The sequence below is a fragment of the Methylobacterium sp. 285MFTsu5.1 genome, from assembly GCF_000383455.1.
GTDB lineage: Bacteria > Pseudomonadota > Alphaproteobacteria > Rhizobiales > Beijerinckiaceae > Methylobacterium.
In genome coordinates, this window is the sequence record NZ_KB911290.1 from 59,595 (window position 1) to 74,990 (window position 15,396).

General features: G+C 72.7%; 11 protein-coding genes. 7 read left to right on the forward strand and 4 right to left on the reverse strand.

The genetic code is table 11. From position 1 onward, the window contains the following. Positions 1-3: 3 nt before the first annotated feature. The 4 genes from H288_RS32795 to H288_RS0124630 form a co-directional block, all read right to left on the reverse strand. Positions 4-1,335: a BCD family MFS transporter gene (locus H288_RS32795; protein WP_020095244.1), complete on the reverse strand. Its 1,332-nt coding sequence runs from the start codon at positions 1,333-1,335 to the stop codon at positions 4-6. Next, complete coding sequence (chlG, locus tag H288_RS0124620) at positions 1,335-2,219, reverse strand: chlorophyll synthase ChlG (RefSeq protein WP_020095245.1); 885 nt, start codon at positions 2,217-2,219, stop codon at positions 1,335-1,337. Before chlG ends, H288_RS32795 begins: the two co-directional genes overlap by 1 nt. Before the next feature lie 354 nt (positions 2,220-2,573). Further along, positions 2,574-4,019, reverse strand: coding sequence for a transcriptional regulator PpsR (ppsR, locus tag H288_RS0124625; RefSeq protein WP_020095246.1), 1,446 nt, complete (start codon positions 4,017-4,019; stop codon positions 2,574-2,576). A 29-nt stretch (positions 4,020-4,048) separates the two neighbouring features. Further along, on the reverse strand, positions 4,049-4,939 hold the full coding sequence (locus H288_RS0124630; protein WP_026605259.1) for a cobalamin B12-binding domain-containing protein: 891 nt from the start codon (positions 4,937-4,939) through the stop codon (positions 4,049-4,051). 317 nt (positions 4,940-5,256) lie between these two features. Between H288_RS0124630 and bchF the strand changes: the two genes are divergently transcribed. The 7 genes from bchF to H288_RS0124665 are packed head-to-tail and all read left to right on the forward strand — an operon-like array spanning position 5,257 to position 15,390. Continuing rightward, positions 5,257-5,763, forward strand: coding sequence for a 2-vinyl bacteriochlorophyllide hydratase (gene bchF, locus H288_RS0124635; protein ID WP_020095248.1), 507 nt, complete (start codon positions 5,257-5,259; stop codon positions 5,761-5,763). Then, positions 5,760-7,034, forward strand: coding sequence for a ferredoxin:protochlorophyllide reductase (ATP-dependent) subunit N (locus H288_RS0124640; protein WP_020095249.1), 1,275 nt, complete (start codon positions 5,760-5,762; stop codon positions 7,032-7,034). The genes bchF and H288_RS0124640 overlap by 4 nt, the downstream gene beginning before the upstream one ends. Before the next feature lie 4 nt (positions 7,035-7,038). After that, a complete protein-coding gene (gene bchB, locus H288_RS0124645) occupies positions 7,039-8,631 on the forward strand; it encodes a ferredoxin:protochlorophyllide reductase (ATP-dependent) subunit B (protein WP_020095250.1) in 1,593 nt (530 codons plus the stop codon). After that, on the forward strand, positions 8,606-12,310 hold the full coding sequence (locus tag H288_RS0124650; protein WP_020095251.1) for a magnesium chelatase subunit H: 3,705 nt from the start codon (positions 8,606-8,608) through the stop codon (positions 12,308-12,310). The genes bchB and H288_RS0124650 overlap by 26 nt, the downstream gene beginning before the upstream one ends. Next, entirely contained in the window at positions 12,307-13,200 is an 894-nt protein-coding gene (gene bchL / locus H288_RS0124655) for a ferredoxin:protochlorophyllide reductase (ATP-dependent) iron-sulfur ATP-binding protein (RefSeq protein ID WP_020095252.1), read from the forward strand. Before H288_RS0124650 ends, bchL begins: the two co-directional genes overlap by 4 nt. Positions 13,201-13,216: 16 nt before the next feature. Then, positions 13,217-13,966 (forward strand): magnesium protoporphyrin IX methyltransferase, encoded by a 750-nt coding sequence (bchM, locus tag H288_RS0124660; RefSeq protein WP_020095253.1) that lies wholly within the window; start codon positions 13,217-13,219, stop codon positions 13,964-13,966. Beyond that, positions 13,963-15,390, forward strand: a complete 1,428-nt coding sequence (locus H288_RS0124665; protein ID WP_020095254.1) for a BCD family MFS transporter — start codon at positions 13,963-13,965, stop codon at positions 15,388-15,390. Before bchM ends, H288_RS0124665 begins: the two co-directional genes overlap by 4 nt. Positions 15,391-15,396: the final 6 nt, after the last annotated feature.

A 15,396-nucleotide genomic window follows, 5' to 3' on the forward strand; every position in this document is an offset into this window, starting at 1 on the left:
GCCTCACCTCGCGCTGAAGGCAGGATCGAGCGGCACCGTGTCCGGTGCCGGAGCGGGTTCGAGCCGCGCCGCCAGGACGACCGCGACGAGGAACAGCAGCCCTTCCGCGGCGAAGACCGCCGCGTAGGCCTGGACGGGTTCGGCGGTGACCAGCCGGACGGCGTCGACCGCCACGGCCCCGAGGAAGCCGCCGGCCCCGAAGGCGACGCCCTGCGCGGCGCCCCAGACGCCCATGCGGGTTCCGCGCTCCCGCGCGTCGCCGCGACCGGCGAGCGCCATCATCGAGCCGATGGCGGCGACCGCGTAGGCGCCGTTGGCCACCCCGAGGGCGAAGACCGTCGCGCGCAGGGGGAAGTCCGATCCCGCCGCCGCGCCGCTCGCCAGGGCGAAGAGGGCGGCGGCCGAGCCGGCGCAGCCGATCCCGATCCAGAGCCGCAGGGAGGCGAGGACGGTGCCGCGGGCGAGGAGCGTCACCGCCGCCACCAGCAGCATGCCGGCGAGCACGCCGCCGTGCTGGAGGCCGGCGAGCTTGGTGGTGGCGCCGGGGCTCATCGCGAAGACGAGGCCGGCATAGGGCTCCAGGATCAGCTCCTGGGCGCTGTAGGCCAGCATCGACACGAAGACGAAGATCGTGAAGGTCCGACTCACGGGGTCGGCCAGCACGTGGGCCAGCACGGTGAAGAACGGGCGGCGCGCCTCCGCGGGCTCGGGCGCCCGGACCGGCAGGCGGCGCTCGACGCCGGCGACCGCGAGCGCCGCCACGCAGAAGGCGACGAGCGAGACCGTGCCCGACACCGCCGCGAGGCGCGGGCCGGAGAACGGATCGAGGAAGTGCCCGGCGAGCGGCGCCGTGACGGCGAAGCCGACGATCATCATCACCCAGACGACGGTGGCGGCCGCGCCCCGCCGGGCCGGCGCGACGCCGCCCGACAGCAGGACGAGGAGCGAGGTCCCGGCCGCGCCGACGCCCATGCCGACGCACAGGAACGAGAGGGCGGCGAGCGCCAGCCCCAGGGCGAGGCTCTCGGCCGCCAGCGCGGTGCCGCAGGCGGCGCCGAACCCGCCGAGGCAGAGGGCCGCCATGCCGCCGACGATCCAGGGGGTGCGCCGGCCGCTGCGGTCGGAGCCGTAGCCCCAGCGCGGGCGCAGGACCTGCACGGCGTAGTGCAGGGCGACCAGCAGGCCCGGCACGAGGGCGGGCAGCGCCAATTCCACCACCATGACCCGGTTGAGGGTGGCGGTCATCAGCACGACGACGCTGCCCAGCGCGGTCTGGACGAGGCCGAGGCGGACGATCTGGGGCCAGCCGAGGCCCGTGCCGGGGTCCGGTGCCATCACGCCCCTCCCACCAGCGGGCGCAGCGCGAAGGCCGCGACCAGCATGCCGAGGACGTAGAGGGTGGTGCCGGTGCCGTTGTACCAGATCGCCCGCTCCCGGGGATTCTCCAGGAACCGGGCCATCAGGGCGAACTGCCCGGCGAGCAGCGCGGCGACGAGGCCGGCGTGCCAGTAGCGCTCCCAGCCGACGAGGAGCGCGATCACCGCCACCTGCGGCAGGGCCATGACCAGGCAGGCGAAGCGCGCGGCGCGCTCGGAGCCCATCTGCACCGGCAGCGACAGCAGCCCCATCCGGCGGTCGCCCTCCACGGACTTGAAGTCGTTGAGGGTCATGATGCCGTGGGCCCCGGCCGCGTAGAGCAGCGCCACCAGGAGCACCCGCCGGTCGGGCAGGGCGGCGGCCATGACGGCGGCGCCGGTGAACCAGGGCAGCCCCTCGTAGCAGAGCGCCACCGCGGCGTTGCCCCACCAGCCGTTCCGCTTCAGCCGCACCGGCGGCGCCGAGTAGATCCAGGCCAGGACCAGCCCGAACAGCGCGGCCCCGAGGATCCAGGGCCCGAGCGCGGCGGCCACCGCCAGCGACAGCGCCGTCCAGGCAAGCGCGAGGTAGAGCCCCCAGCGGCCCGGGATCCGCCCGGAGGGGATCGGCCGGTTCGGCTCGTTGATCGCGTCGACGTGGCGGTCGAACCAGTCGTTGGCGGCCTGGCTGGTGGCGCAGACCAGCGGGCCGGCCAGCAGGATGCCGGCGGCGATCACCGGCCACTGGCCGCTGGCCGGCTGGCCCGAGGAGATCACCCCGCAGGCGAAGGCCCACATCGGGGCGAACCACGTGAGCGGCTTCAGCAGCTCGATGACTGCGCTCGGGGCGGGCGTAGCGGTCATGACGGGAGGCTACCGGCGCCCGGCGGGGTGTCAAGCCAGATTTACACCGCGCGCCAGCATGTGCGCGACGTTTGTCGAATAAATACAGCGGCGGACCAGAAATACATTATCCGAAACACCGAGAAACCGTGCCGGCGGGACCGCCCGCGCGGGCGCTTTCCGGCGCTCCGGCGGCGCCCCGGGCGTTCCCGGCGACCCCCGTCCGCGAGGACGATTCCGGGATCTTCGAGGCCTTCGGTGCCAGGATCCGAGGGGGTCCGGCGCCCCGCCGCGCGCACCTTCGGGGGATGGGAAAGGATGGGATGGGATGGGATGGGACGGGTCCCGCCGCGCCCGGAGGCCGCGCCCGGATCCTCAGATGTCCTCGACCGGGCCGTCCAGGTCGCCGACGCCGTAGCGCCGCATCTTGGCGTAGAGGCCCTGCCGGCTCAGGCCGAGCATCTCGGCCGCCGAGGCCCGGTTGTCCCGGGTGATCCGCAGCGCCGCCTCGATGCAGAGCTTCTCGATCAGGTCGGTCGTCTCGCGCACCAGGGTCTTCATCGAGACCCGGCCGACCAGCTCGGTCATCTGCTCCACCGAGCGGGGCACCTCCCGCCCGACCCCGGGGCGCCCTTCGGCGATCCGCCGCGGGCCCGACCGGATGGCGAAGCCCAGGCAGGGGCGGGCGCCAGCCACCGACACGGCGGCGACCTCCACGTCCTCCATGCCGCCGTAGGCGCCGCGGACGACGGTGGCGAAGCGGCGCACGGCGCCGTGGTCGACGAGGGTCGCGAACAGCGCCTGCGCCTCGGTCTCGTCGCGGCCGAGCCAGTGGTCGAGGGTGCGCCCGCGGGCCTGGCCCACCGTGGCGAGCTGCGCCAGTTCCAGGAAGGCGGCGTTGGCCATGAGGATCCGCCGCGCCGAATCGGTGACCACGAAGCCCTCCGGCATCGCCTCGATCACCGCGGCGGTGGGCGCCTCCTGGTCGGGCCCGGGCGCCGCCGTCGCCGGGTCGGCGACCAGCTGCAGCAGCGCGCTCGCGCCGCCCTCGCCCCGGAACAGCGAGGCCGAGACCGTGACCTCCCCGCGCCCGTGCTGCAGCGCCGCCCGGATCTCGCCCGCCTGCCCGGTCGCCCGCAGGGCGGCGAACTGCGCCTCCAGGGCCCGGGTGCTGGCGGGGTCGAACAGCTCGACGGCGTCCTGCCCGGCGATGCGCTTGGCCGGGCGCCCGAGGAGGCGCGCCGCGGCCGGGTTGGCCTCGGCCACCCGGCGCGTGCCGGCATCGACCACCAGCACCGGCTCGCCGGAGATCTGGAACAGGAGCCGGTAGCGGGTCTCGGCGGCGCGGAGCCGGTCGTAGTCCCGCTCCAGGGCCTGCTGGGTCTCCACCAGCCGGCGCTGCAGGGCGGCCACCGCCCGCATGTCGCGCCCGAGCACGAGGATCGGGCCGCCCTCCGAGGGCCGGATCGACGCGTAGCGGATCGGCAGGTCGGCGCCGTCGGGCGAGGGGTGGTTCACCTGGCGCCAGCGGGTGATGCCGTCGGCCCCAGCGTCCCGCAGCAGGGCGTCGACCTTCGGGCGGCTCTCCACCGTGACGGTGTCGATCCAGCGCCGGCCCAGCCAGCCCGCCACGGTCTCGGCCGCGAGATCGGCGCCGACCGTGGCGTCCCGAATCACCCCGTCCGCGTCGATCACCAGGGAGAGGTCCGCGGACGCCGCGACGATGCGCCCGACCGCCTCACCCTGGAGGAGGCCGGCCACCTGCTGCAGGGCCGCGGGCGGCGACTGCGGGGAGGGGCGGGGCTGAGGGGTCACGGTCACCGCAATGTGATAGTCGGTTGGAGGCCCTTTCAGCAGGCCAAGGCCTGTCTGTCCAGCAAAGCTTCGGCCGCGGCGGGCGCGAGGCACGCGTCCGACGCGCAGGCATCCGCCCCGACGATCCCCGCCTCGCCGCCGTGGCGCGCGAAGAAGGGGCCGCCGACCAGCACCCGGACGTCCCGGTTGCGCGAATCGCGGCGCACCTCCGCCACCGTCGCCGTCAGGACCGGCAGCAGGACGTCGCAGGAGAGCGACAGGCCGACCACGTCGAACCAGTCGGACCGGAGCAGGTCCAGGGGGTCGACCCCCGGCCCGGGCACCGCGGTGGTCACGTCCCAGCCGGCCTCCCGGAAGAAGCTCGCGACCAGCGACAGGCCGAAGACGTGGGTCTCGCCCGGGCAGGGCAGCAGCAGGACGCTGCGCCCGTTGGCCGGGACCGATTCGCTCTCCAGCTCGGCGCAGAGGCGGCGGCTCACGGTGTGGAGCCGCCCGAGGGCCTCGGTCACCGCCAGGAAGTCGCAGGCATCCTCCTCCCAGAGGGCGCCGAGGTGCCGGGCGGCCGGGGCGAGCAGGTCGAGGAGCAGGCGCGGGAGCGGCAGGCCGCCGTCGCGCAGGGCGTCCACGCGGGCGTCGAGGTCGACCGGGCCGGAGGCCAGGAGCAGGGCGCTGAAGTCGGCGATCTCCCGCGCGCTCGGCGCCCGGTCCGCCGGGACGGCGCGGCCGGCGGGCCGGTGGGCCAGCATCAGGCGGGGCAGGATCTCCGCCTCGACGACCTTGGCGAGCGCGTCGGGCACAGGCCTGTGCAGGTCGGGCCAGCCGAGGGCCGCCTCGCGGAACACGGGGAGCCCGTCGCTCACGGGGCTGCAGCCGGCCGCGGACGGACCGTGATCCAGACGGCCACCGAAATGCCTCCAGTTTCCCATCGGCATCCTCCCTGAGACGGCCCCGTCCCGGAAGGGCCGGCGGATCCGCTCGCGCGCTCGGTGTGGCGTTGCTCGCCCGTCTATTCTTCGTGTCCGTCAGTTCCTGAGTCTGACAAGCCGAACGGCAGCAATCTCTGCCGCCACGGCCGACGATACGCTTCCTGACGATCTTGGCAATGATCTTATTCGAAGAAAAAATATCCCTGCCACTGTCATGTCGTGGAAGCGTCAAGCGCACTTGACACTTCCCGGACCCCCGCCCTAGCCTCTGTCCACGACGGAGCCTGAGGCGCCGCCGACGACCAGGGAGCGGATGCATGGGTCCCGAGGACCGGCCGGCACGACCGCTCTACACGCCCGCCGAACGGCGCCGGCGCGATTCGTCGCTCTGGACCGTGGTCCAGGGAGTGCTGGCGCCCCTCCAGTTCGCGATCTTCCTGGTGAGCCTCGTCCTGGTGCTGCGCGCCCTGGCCACCGACGACGGCCTGCGCGCGGCCGAGATCTCGGTCGTCGTGAAGACCCTGGCCCTCTACGCGATCATGGTCACCGGCTCGATCTGGGAGAAGGTCGTGTTCGGGCGGTGGCTCTTCGCGCCTGCCTTCTTCTGGGAAGACGTGGTCAGCATGCTGGTGCTGGCTCTCCACACCGCCTACCTCGCGGCCCTCGCCACGGGCGCGCTCAGGGGTCAGGCGCTGCTGCTCCTCGCGCTGGCGGCCTACGCGACCTACGTGATCAACGCGGCCCAGTTCCTCCTGAAGCTCCGGGCCGCGCGCATGGAGAGTGCCGGAAGTCGCGCGCCGCGCCTCGCGGAGGCGCTGCCGTGAACGCTCCCCTGGTCCATCAGCCACCCTGCGGCGGCATCGAGCTCCGCCAGGAGCAGGGTCAGCGGGCCGTGTTCTGCGGGCTGACCGGCATCGTCTGGCTGCACCGGAAGATCCAGGATGCCTTCTTCCTGGTGGTCGGCTCGCGCACCTGCGCGCACCTGATCCAGTCCGCCGCCGGCGTGATGATCTTCGCCGAGCCGCGCTTCGCCACGGCGATCATCGACGAGCGCGACCTCGCCGGCCTCGCCGACGCCAACGAGGAGCTCGACCGGGTGGTGACCCGGCTGATCGAGCGCCGGCCGGACATCAAGCTCCTGTTCCTCGTGGGCTCATGCCCGTCGGAAGTGATCAAGCTCGACCTGTCCCGGGCGGCCCAGCGCCTGTCGGGACGGCTCGCCCCCGTACGCGTGCTGAACTACTCGGGTTCCGGCATCGAGACGACCTTCACGCAAGGGGAGGATGCCTGCCTCGCCGCCCTCGTGCCCGACCTGCCCCGCGAGGCCGAGACGGCGGTCCCTTCGCTCCTCGTGGTCGGGGCGCTGGCCGACGTGGTGGAGGATCAGTTTCTCCGGCTCTTCGCCGCGATGGGGATCGCGGATGTCCGGTTCCTGCCCGCCCGCCGGGCGAACGCGATGCCGGCTGTTGGGCGCAACACCCGCTATCTGCTGGCCCAGCCCTTCCTGACCGACACGGCCCGGGCCCTCGACGAGCGTGGCGCCCGCCGGCTGCCCGCGCCGTTCCCTCTAGGCGCCGAAGGCACTACCGGCTGGCTTCGGGCAGCCGCCGAGGCGTTTGGCGTCTCCGAGGCCGCCTTCGAACAGGCCACGGAAGCGGGCCGCGCCCGCGCCGAGACCGCGCTCGCCCCCCACCGCGAGAGGCTCGGCGGCAAGCGCGTGTTCTTCTTCCCCGATTCGCAGCTGGAGGTTCCGCTCGCCCGCTTCCTCGCCCGGGAGCTCGGCGCGGACCTCGTGGAGGTCGGGACGCCGTACCTGCACCGGGGGCATCTCGCCGCCGAGATCGAGCTGCTGCCCGCGGGCACGCGGGTGACGGAGGGCCAGAGCCTCGACGACCAGATGGACCGCTGCCGGGCGGAACGGCCGGATCTCACGGTCTGCGGCCTCGGCCTCGCCAATCCGCTGGAGGCGGAGGGGCTGTCGACCAAGTGGTCGATCGAGCTGCTGTTCACGCCCGTGCAGGGCTACGAGCAGGCCGGCGACCTCGCGGAGCTGTTCGTGCGCCCGCTCCGCCGCCGCGCCCTGCTGGAGGTGTAGAGCCATGCAGCTCACGCTCTGGACCTACGAGGGACCTCCTCACATCGGCGCGATGCGCGTCGCCACGGCGATGTCCGGGCTGCACTACGTGCTGCACGCGCCGCAGGGCGACACCTACGCCGACCTGCTGTTCACGATGATCGAGCGGCGGGACGCCCGCCCGCCCGTCACCTACACGACCTTCCGCGCCCAGGATCTCGGCCGCGACACCGCCGAGCTGTTCAAGCAGGCGGTCTCGGCCGCCCACGCGCGGTTTCAGCCCCAGGCGATGATCGTCGGCGCCTCCTGCACCGCCGAGCTGATTCAGGACGATCCGGGCGGCCTCGCCAAGGCGCTCGACCTGCCGATCCCGGTGATTCCGCTGGAATTGCCCGCCTACCAGAAGAAGGAGAACTGGGGCGCGTCGGAGACCTTCTACCGCCTCGTCCGGGCGCTCGCCGGTCCGCCCGCCCCGCATCCGGCGCGGGAACCCAGGCAGCGCCCGCTCTGCAACATCCTGGGACCGACGGCGCTGGGCTTCCGCCACCGGGACGACCTGATCGAGATCCGCCGGCTGCTCGACACCCTCGGCATCGCGGTCAACGTCGTGGCACCGCTAGGCGCCTCGCCCGCCGATCTGGGCCGGCTGCGCGAGGCCGATTTCAACGTCGTGCTCTACCCCGAGACCGCCCGGTCGGCCGCGGACTACCTGAAGAAGAGTTTCGGGCAGCCGTTCACGCAGACCGTCCCGATCGGCGTCGGCGGCACCCGCCGGTTCGTCGAGGAGGTTGCGAGCCTCGCCGGGATCGACCCGGCACCGGTGCTCGACGGCCCCGGCTCGCGGCTGCCCTGGTACTCCCGCTCGGTCGATTCGACGTATCTCACGGCCAAGCGCGTCTTCGTCTTCGGCGACGCGACCCACGCCATCGGTATCGCCCGGGTCGCCGCCAAGGAACTCGGCTTCACCGTCGTGGGACTGGGCACCTACGGCCGCGAATTCGCCCGCGAGGTTCGCGCCGAGGCGGCCGAGCACGGCATCGAGGCGCTGATCACCGACGATTACCTCGACGTCGAGGCGGCGATCCGCGCGGCCGCGCCGGAACTGGTGCTCGGCACCCAGATGGAGCGCCACGTCGCGAAGCGGCTCGGCATCCCCTGCGCGGTGATCTCCGCGCCGGTGCACGTCCAGGACTTCCCGGCCCGCTACGCCCCGCAGATGGGGTTCGAGGGCGCCAACGTCCTGTTCGACACCCTGGTCCATCCGCTGATGATGGGCCTCGAAGAGCACCTCCTCGGCATGTTCCGGGAGGATCCCGAATTCCACGACGGCGTCGGCCCCTCGCATCTCGGCGGCAAGTCCTACGGGACTCCGGCGGACGGGGCGTTCGAGGCCGCGGAACGGGCGCCGGCCGACACCCCTCCGACGCCGGCGCCCGTTCCGATTCTTCTGGACCGGGCCGCAGCGTGGTCGCCCGAGGCCGAGAAGGAACTCAAGAAGATCCCGTTCTTCGTGCGGGGCAAGGCGCGCACCAACACCGAGACCTTCGCCCGGGAGCGGCATCTGCCGCTCATCACCGTCGAGACCCTCTACGATGCCAAAGCGCATTTCGGCCGATAGGCCGCCGATCCGCATCGTCATCGTCACGCTCGACAATCACTTGGCGAGCGCGGTGGAACGGGCGCGCCTGCGCCTCCGGACCGAGATGCCCGGGCTGGTTCTGGGCTTCCACGCGGCGGCCGAATGGGACAACGACCCCGCGACCCTGGAGGCCTGCCGGGCCGACATCGCGCAGGCCGACATCGTGCTCTCGGCCATGCTGTTCATGGACGAGCACGTGCGGGCGATCCTGCCGGCGCTGGCGGCGCGGCGCGACGCCTGCGACGCGATGGTCGGCTGCCTCTCGGCCGGCGAGGTGGTGAAGACCACGAAGCTCGGCCGCTTCGACATGAGCGGCACCAAGCGCAGCGCCCTCGACTTCCTCAAGAAGCTGCGCGGCAAGCCGGGCCAGCAGGGCAATGCCGGACGGCAGATGGCCCTGGTGCGCAAGCTGCCGAAGATCCTGCGCTTCATCCCGGGCTCGGCCCAGGACGTGCGCGCCTATTTCCTCACCCTGCAATACTGGCTCGCGGGCTCGGACGAGAACGTCGCCGCGCTGGTGCGCTTCCTCGTGCACCGCTACGCGGCCGGCGAGCGGGCCGCCTGGCGTGACGGCCCGGCGGCGCCCGCACCCCTCGACTACCCCGAGACCGGCCTCTACCACCCGCGCCTGCCCGGCCGGATCGGCGCCGACCCGTCACGGCTGCCCCGCCTCGCGGGCGCGAAGGGCCGCGTCGGCCTCTTGGTGATGCGCAGCTACGTGCTCGCCGGCAACACCGCCCATTACGACGGGGTGATCGCCGCCCTGGAGGCGCAGGGCCTCGACGTCGTGCCGGCCTTCGCCAGCGGCCTCGACAACCGCCCGGCGGTGGATTCCTTCTTCATGAAGGACGGTCGCGCCTGCATCGACGCGCTGGTCTCGCTCACCGGCTTCTCGCTGGTCGGCGGCCCCGCCTACAACGACGCCGCCGCGGCCGAGTCGATGCTGGCCCGCCTCGACGTGCCCTACCTCGCCGCCCAGGCACTGGAATTCCAGACCCTGGAGCAGTGGGAGGCAGGCGACCGCGGCCTGTCGCCGGTCGAGGCGACCATGATGGTCGCTATCCCCGAACTCGACGGCGCCACCGCCCCGATGGTGTTCGGCGGACGGTCCTCCGCTTCCGGCAGCGACAACGCCCGGGACATGCGGGTCCATCCCGAGCGGGCGGCCCGCCTCGCCGAGCGGGTCGCACGTCTGGTCTCCCTCCGCCGGACCGCGAGGGCCGAGCGGAAGCTCGCCGTGGTGCTGTTCAACTTCCCGCCCAATGCCGGCGCCACCGGCACGGCCGCGTTCCTGTCGGTCTACGCCTCGCTGCTCAACACCCTGAAGGGCTTGGCGGCGGACGGCTACACGGTCGAGATCCCGGAAGACGTCGATGCCCTGCGCGCGGCGATCTTGGAGGGCAATACCAAACGCTACGGCACCCAGGCCAACGTCCACGCCCGCATCCCGGCCGAGGATCACCTGCGCCGCGAGCCCTACCTCGCCGAGATCGAGGCCCAGTGGGGCCCGGCGCCCGGCCGCCACCAGACCAACGGCGCCGAGATCTTTGTCCTCGGCGCGCAGTTCGGCAACGTCTTCGTCGGGGTCCAGCCGGCCTTCGGCTACGAGGGCGATCCGATGCGGCTGCTGTTCGAGCGCGGCTTCGCGCCGACCCACGCGTTCTCGGCCTTCTACCGCTACCTGCGCGAGGATTTTTCTGCCGACGCCGTGCTGCATTTCGGCACCCACGGCGCCCTCGAATTCATGCCCGGCAAGCAGACCGGCCTGTCCGAGGCCTGCTGGCCGGAGCGTCTGATCGGGGCGCTGCCGAACGTCTACCTCTACGCGGCCAACAACCCCTCGGAGGGGACGCTCGCCAAGCGCCGCTCGGCCGCGACGCTGGTGAGCTACCTCACCCCGAGCCTCGCGGCTGCCGGGCTCTACCGTGGGCTGATCGACCTGAAGAGCTCGATCGAGCGCTGGCGCGGCCTCGGCCCCGAGGCGGCGGGCGAGCGCGAGACCCTGGCCCGCCTGATCCAGGATCAGGGCGCGGCGGTCGACCTCGTGGCGGCCGATCCGGGCTGGAGCGGCGATCTGGAGGCGCGGGTCTCAGGCCTCTGGACCGCGCTGCAGGAGCTGGAGCAGACCCTGATCCCGCACGGGCTGCACGTGGTCGGGCAGGGGACGCCGGAAGAGGAGCGGGTCGATCTGCTCCTGGCGCTCGCCGAGTCGGCGCACGGCGTGAAGCCGGAGCGGGCCGGGATCGAGGCCCTGGTGGCCGGGCGGGGGATCGAGGCGGCGCTCAAGGCCTCCGGCCTCTCCGCCGACGAGACCAACCGCGAGACACTCAAGAACCTCGCCGAGACCGACCGGCTGCTGTCCCGCGACCATGAAGTTCCGGCGCTGCTGCGGGCGCTCGACGGCCGCTTCGTGCCGCCGGTGGCGGGCGGCGACATCCTGCGCAACCCGGCCGTGCTGCCGACCGGCCGCAACCTCCACGGCTTCGACCCCTACCGCCTGCCCTCGGCCTTCGCGGTGGCGGACGGCGCCCGGCAGGTCGCCCGGATCCTCGAGCGCTTCGCCGCCGACGGAAAGCCCTGCCCGGAGAGCGTCGCGCTGGTCCTGTGGGGCACCGACAACCTCAAGAGCGAGGGCGGCCCGATCGCCCAGGCGCTCGCGCTGATCGGCGCCGCGCCCCGCTTCGACGGCTACGGCCGCCTGAGCGGCGCCGAGTTGATCCCGCTGGAGACCCTCGGCCGCCCGCGCATCGACGCGGTGGTCACCCTGTCCGGCATCTTCCGGGATCTGCTGCCGCTGCAGACGAAGCTCCTGGCCGAGGCCTCGTACCTCGCGGCGATCGCCGACGAGCCGCTCGAGCAGAACTACGTCCGCAAGCACGCCCTCGCCATCCAGGCCGAGCAGGGCTGCGACCTGGAGACGGCGGCGCTCCGGGTCTTCTCCAACGCCGAGGGCGCCTACGGGGCCAACGTCAACCACCTCGTCGATTCGGGGAACTGGGACGACGACGCGGAACTCTGCGAGACCTTCTCGCGCCGCAAGAGTTTTGCGTATGGCCGCACCGGCCGCCCGGCGCCGCAGCGCGCCCTGATGCAGGCGGTGCTGGCCTCCGTCGACATGGCCTACCAGAACCTCGACTCGGTCGAGGTCGGCGTCACCTCCGTCGATCACTACTTCGACGGGCTCGGCGGCATGGGCCGGGCGGTGGCCCGGGCCAAGGGCGAGTCGGTGCCGATCTACATCAGCGACCAGACCCGCGGGGAGGGGCGCGTCCGCTCCCTGGAGGAGCAGGTGGCGCTGGAGACGCGCACCCGGATGCTCAACCCGAAATGGTACGAGGGCCTGCTCGGCCACGGCTACGAGGGCGTCCGCCAGATCGAGACGCATCTCACCAACACGGTCGGCTGGTCGGCCACCGCCAACGCGGTCCAGCCCTGGATCTACGAGCGGATCACCGAGACCTACGTCCTCGACAAGGACATGCGCGAGCGCATGGCCGCCTTGAACCCCACCGCCTCCGCCAAGGTCGCCCAAAGGCTGATCGAGGCGCACCGCCGCGGCTTCTGGACCCCCGACGCAGAGATGCGCGACGCCCTCGACCGGGCCGAGGAGGAGCTGGAGGACCGCCTGGAAGGCGTCACCGCAGGAGTGGCCGCATGAACATCGCGATCCGCAATCCCGTCGTCGCCCGGAAGGAGGAGGGGAGCCTTCAGGTCGCCCTCGACCCCGACCTGAAGATCGAGACCGCCAAGGTCTTCGCGGTCTACGGCAAGGGCGGGATCGGCAAGTCGACCACCTCGTCGAACCTGTCGGTGGCCTTCTCGAAGCTCGGCAAGCGGGTGCTGCAGATCGGCTGCGACCCGAAGCACGACTCGACCTTCACGCTGACCAAGCGCCTCGCCCCCACGGTGATCGACGCCCTGGAGGCCGTGAACTTCCACTCGGAGGAGCTGCGGGTCGAGGATTTCGTGGTCGAGGGCTACAACGGCGTGATGTGCGTCGAGGCCGGCGGCCCGCCCGCCGGCACCGGCTGCGGCGGCTACGTGGTCGGCCAGACCGTGAAGCTCCTCAAGGAGCACCACCTCCTGGAGGACACCGACGTCGTCGTCTTCGACGTGCTCGGCGACGTGGTCTGCGGCGGCTTCGCCTCGCCGCTCCAGCACGCCGACCGGGCGCTGATCGTCACCGCCAACGACTTCGACTCGATCTTCGCGATGAACCGGATCGTCGCGGCGATCCACGCCAAGTCCAAGAACTACGGCGTGCGGCTCGGCGGCGTCATCGCCAACCGCTCGGCCAAGACCGACGAGATCGACCGGTTCAACGACGCGGTCGGCCTGAAGCGCCTCGCCCACTTCCCCGACCTCGACGTGGTCCGGCGCTCGCGGCTCAAGAAGTCGACCCTGTTCGAGATGGATTCGTCGCCCGAGCTCGACGCCGTGACCGCCGAGTACATGCGGCTCGCCGAGACGCTCTGGGCCGGGGGCGAGCCCTGCGAGGCAATCCCCATGAAGGACCGCGACCTGTTCGAGTTCCTCGGTTTCGATTGAGTCTGGAGTTCGACCGATGGCCAGCGCCAGCTACGACGCCCGCCGGGGCGAGCTGACCACCTACTTCGACCGCACCGCGGTCGAGGCGTGGTCGCGCCTGACCTCGGACGCCCCGGTGAGCCGGATCCGCGCCACCGTGCGGGCCGGGCGCGACGCCATGCGGGCGACGCTGCTGTCCTGGCTCCCGGCCGACATGACGGGCTCACGCCTGCTCGATGCCGGCTGCGGCACCGGGGCGCTCAGCGTCGAGGCGGCGCGGCGGGGCGCCGAGGTGGTGGCGATCGACGTCTCGCCGACGCTGATCGGGCTGGCGCAGGAGCGGCTGCCGGCGATCGCGGGCGCGGGGCGCATCGACTTCCGGGTGGGCGACATGCTCGATCCGGCGCTCGGCCGGTTCGACCACGTCGTGGCGATGGATTCGCTGATCCACTACCGCGCCGCCGACATCGCCCGGGCGCTGGCGGTGCTAGGCGCGCGCACGGACGGCTCGGTGCTGTTCACCGTAGCGCCGCGCACGGCGCTCCTGACGGTGATGCACGCGGCCGGGAAGTTCTTCCCGCGCGGCGATCGCTCGCCCGCCATCGTGCCGGTGACCGAGGGCGGGCTGCGGCGGCGGATCGCCTCGGAGAGGGCCCTCGACGGCTTCGCCTGGGCGCGGTCGCACCGGATCAACAGCGGATTCTACCTGTCGAACGCGGTGGCGCTGACGCGCGCCCTGCCTCACCGCGCGGATGGTCGGCCAATGACACCCGGGGCGCGACCATGACCCCCGCCCGCAAGCTCACCGAGGCCCTGATGCGCCTCGGCCCGGCGCTGCTTCCCTTCGCGGACGCCGCCACCGCCGAGCTGCCGCTGGGACGGCTGCTCCGCCTCGCCCTGTTCCAGGTCACCGTCGGCATGGCCGCGGTGCTGCTGATCGGCACCCTCAACCGGGTGATGATCGTCGAGCTCGGCGTTCCGGCCTGGATCGTCGCGATGATGCTGGCGCTGCCGCTGGTCTTCGCGCCCCTGCGGGCGCTGGTCGGCTTCCGCTCGGACACCCACCGCTCGGTGCTGGGCTGGCGGCGCGTCCCCTACATCTGGTTCGGCACGCTGCTCCAGTTCGGCGGCCTCGCGATCATGCCGTTCGCCCTGCTGATCCTGTCGGGCGACACGACCGGGCCGCTCTGGGTCGGCAACCTCGCGGCGGCGCTCGCCTTCCTCCTGGTCGGCGCGGGCCTGCACACGACCCAGACCGTCGGGCTGGCGCTCGCCACCGACCTCGCCCCGGCGCACGCGCGCCCGAAGGTGGTGGCGCTGCTCTGCGCGGCGCTCCTGTTCGGCATGATGGCGAGCGCGGTGCTGTTCGGCCTGTTCCTCGCCCATTTCTCACCCGTCCGGCTGATCCAGGTGATCCAGGGCGCGGCGCTGGTCACGATCATCCTCAACGGGTTCGCCCTCTGGAAGCAGGAGCCCCGCGATCCGAACCGGACGCGGACGGCACCGCAGCGCGACTTCCGGTCCTCCTGGCAGGCCTATGCGGGGCAGGGCACCGCCCGGCGACGCCTCGTGGCGATCGGCCTCGGCACGGCGGGCTTCTCGATGCAGGACATCCTGCTCGAACCCTACGGCGGTCAGATCCTGCACCTCTCGGTGGCGGCCACCACGGCGCTGACCGCGCTGCTGGCCGCTGGAGGCGGGCTCGGCCTGCTGGTCGCGGCGCGCTGGCTCGGGCGCGGGGGCGACCCGTTCCGCGTCTCCGCGGTGGGCGTCGGGATCGGGATCCTGGCCTTCTCGGCAGTGGTCTTCGCCGCCCCGCTCGCCTCGGCCGACCTGTTCGCCGCGGGCGTGAGCCTGATCGGCCTCGGCGGCGGCCTGTTCGCCCACGGCACGCTCACCGCCTCGATGAACCGCGCCGGCCCCGAGGATACCGGGCTCGCCCTCGGTGCCTGGGGCGCCGTGCAGGCGACCGCGGCCGGGCTGTCGATCGCGGCGAGCGGCCTCGTGCGCGACGTCGGCGGCGCCATCGCCCAGTCGGGGGTGCTCGGCGAGGGCATGAACGAGCCCGCCATCGGCTACCTCATCGTCTACCACATCGAGATCGCCCTGCTGTTCGCGGCGCTGCTCGCGCTCGGACCGCTGGTGCGTGAGGACGCCCGGATACGAGTTCGAGACAGCATCACCGACGGCCTCGCCGGCCGCACAGCCTGAGACTTG